The following is a 2,146-nucleotide window of genomic DNA, read 5'->3' on the forward strand; positions in this document are numbered from 1 at the left end:
CGCTCGCGGCCGACCAAGGCAGCGCTGCGCCGGCGCCGGCCTCGCCGCTCAAGGTCGCCGGCCGCCTGCAGGTCGACGGCGCCCTCGCCGGCCAGGTCGCGCCCGAGGACGCGGTGTTCGTGTTCGTGCGTGGCGAGGCCGGCGGTCCTCCGCTCGCGGCCTTGCGCTTCAAGGGCGGCGAGCTGCCGGTAAGCTTCGACTTCGACGGCGCGATGCTGATGATGGGCGACGGCCCGGTGCCCGAGCGCGTCGTGATCGCTGCGCGCGTCTCCAAAGGCGGCGACGCCACCGCGCGCGCCGGCGACCTCGAGGGCGCCAGCGCCCCGGTGGCGCCGGACGCCGAGGGCGTGACGGTGACGATCGATCGGGTGAGGGAGTGAGGGTGCGAGGAGTGAGGCGCGAGGCGCGAGGAGTGAAACGCTCCCGCGCTGAGAGGCGGGGCGCCTCAGGAAGTACGTGCGCGCCTGTCCACGCGCCGCTCCTGACGCCTGACCCCTAACGCCTCACGTACTCCACGCCCACCCGCTTCACATTGCACAGCAGCTCGTAAGCGATCGTGCCGGCGGCCTGGGCGATGCGGTTGACCGGCACCTGGTCGCCCCACAGCTCGACCCGGCTACCGAGGCCGGCGTCGGGCAGCTCGGTGAGGTCGATTGTCAGCATGTCCATCGACACCCGGCCGATGATGCGGCTGGCGCGGCCTTCGACCGCCACCGGCGTGCCGTCGGGCACGGTGCGCGGGTAGCCGTCGGCGTAGCCCATCGCCACCAGGCCGACCCGGGTCGGGCGTTCGGCGACGAAGCGACCGCCGTAGCCGAGAGGTTCGCCGGGCGCGATCTCGCGCACCGCCATCACCGCGCTCTCCAGCGTCATCACCGCGCGCAGGCCGTTGCCCTCGGCGGGCATCGGATCGGCGCCGTAGAGCAGGATGCCTGGGCGCGCCCAGTCGCGGCGTGCCTGCGGCCAGCCCAGGATGGCGGCGGAGTTGGCCACGCTGCGCTCGCCGGGCAGGCCGGCGGTGGCGGCTTCGAAGCGCTGCAGCTGCTCCAGCGTGGTCTCCCGCTCGGGCTCGTCGGCGCGCGCGAAGTGCGTCATCAGCACGATGCGGCCGACCTTGCCGCTCGCCTGCAGGCGCTGCCAGGCCGGCCCCACCGCGTCGCCGACGAAGCCGGCGCGGTTCATGCCGCTGTTGACCTTCAGCCACACATCCACCGGCCCGGCCAGCGGCGTGCGCTCCAGCATGCGCAGCTGCTCCTCGTGGTGGACGACCATCCACAGCCGGTGACGCGCCGCCTCGGCGAGCTCCGCCACGTCGAACACGCCCTCGAGCAGCAGGATGGGGGCGTCGATGCCACCCGCGCGCAGCTCCAGCGCCTCGGCGAGGAAGGCCACCGCGAAGCCGTCGGCCTCGTCGTGCAGCGCCCGCGCGCAGCGCAGCGCGCCGTGTCCGTAGGCGTTGGCCTTGACCACCGCGAGCGCCCGCCCCCCATGGCGCTCGCGGGCGAGGTGGTAGTTGTGACGCAGGGCGGAAAGGTCGATGAGGGCGCGGGCGGGACGCATGGTGGGGATCAGAGGCGGTTAAAGGACAAAATGGTGCGTCGATTTCCCTGGCACCGCAATCCGCGCCGCGAGCGCTCCTGCTCCGGCACGGCGTTATCGGGGCGATGGGGCGTCGACGTGCGCTCGTGTGGGCCGTAGCGCTTCGGCCCGCACCTGTAGGAGCGCCGGCAGGCGCGAAGCGGGCGGGAGGGCGATCCGACGCGCGTCGCAATCTCCGTCGCTGCATTCGCGCCTGCCGGCGCTCCTACATGAACCGGCGCGGGCTCGGGCGCGAGGTGGGTGTCGGGCCGGCGACGTGCGGTCATGCATGCACCCAGCGCGGGTTCGGGCGTGAACGGGGTGATGGGGCGTCGACGTGCGCTCGTGTGGGCCGTAGCGCTTCGGCCCGCACCTGTAGGAGCGCCGGCAGGCGCGAAGCGGGCGGTCGGACGATCCGACACGCGTCGCAATCTCCGCCGCCGCATTCGCGCCTGCCGGCGCTCCTACCTGAACCGGCGCGGGTTCGGGCGCGAGGTGGGTGTCGGGCCGGCGACGTGCGGTCATGCATGCACCCAGCGCGGGTTCGGGCGTGAACGGGGTGATGGGG

General features: G+C 73.6%; 2 protein-coding genes. One reads left to right on the forward strand and one right to left on the reverse strand.

Going from position 1 to position 2,146, the window contains the following annotated elements:
- Nucleotides 1–380: c-type cytochrome biogenesis protein CcmI/CycH (locus C667_RS22400; RefSeq protein WP_004386510.1), on the forward strand; the 380-nt coding region annotated here is incomplete at its 5' end.
- A gap of 115 nt (nt 381–495) precedes the next feature.
- Here the strand turns inward: C667_RS22400 and alr are convergent.
- Nucleotides 496–1,560: an alanine racemase gene (alr, locus tag C667_RS22405; protein WP_004386511.1), complete on the reverse strand. Its 1,065-nt coding sequence runs from the start codon at nt 1,558–1,560 to the stop codon at nt 496–498.
- Nucleotides 1,561–2,146 lie beyond the last annotated feature (586 nt).

It is taken from the genome of Thauera phenylacetica B4P (genome assembly GCF_000310225.1).
In the GTDB taxonomy this organism is placed as follows: Bacteria; Pseudomonadota; Gammaproteobacteria; order Burkholderiales; family Rhodocyclaceae; genus Thauera; species Thauera phenylacetica.